Annotated in this window: 1 protein-coding gene; it reads right to left on the bottom strand. The window is 36.7% G+C overall.

What is annotated here, in order from left to right; genetic code table 11:
- Positions 1-27: 27 nt before the first annotated feature.
- Complete coding sequence (locus RTW80_RS27805; RefSeq protein WP_312721341.1) at positions 28-213, bottom strand: hypothetical protein; 186 nt, start codon at positions 211-213, stop codon at positions 28-30.
- Positions 214-365: the final 152 nt, after the last annotated feature.

Genomic DNA, 365 nt, shown 5'->3' with positions numbered 1-365 from the left:
GCGATAATCAAAAAAAAAATTGTCATGTTAAATCTCCTTGATTAATTCAATATTTATTTTGTGAGTGTCGAGGTTAGCGCCGGAAAGTTTTTTTGCTTTCGTGATGGCTTCATCCTGACTGGTTGCTGATAATTCAGTTTCGAAAGATTGCTTGCACGACTGGCAAAACATTCCCATCTTTCGAATAATTAATTTAACTTTGAATCGCTTCATCTTCCTGCGCCTTAATCATAACGCCAGCAATGCGACCAATAACAGCCTCGCCAGGATTTAATCGTTTTTTATAACGAGTGGTTTCACCGTTGCGAGTTACTTTAATTTCAATTTTGACTGATTCGTCTTTAGTTTTTTGCATTATGCAATCC

The organism is Escherichia sp. AM3, from assembly GCF_032029835.1.
Lineage (GTDB): Bacteria > Pseudomonadota > Gammaproteobacteria > Enterobacterales > Enterobacteriaceae > Escherichia > Escherichia coli.
Note: the sequence above shows the minus strand (reverse complement) of the source record. Positions and strands in the feature narration are given on the sequence as shown.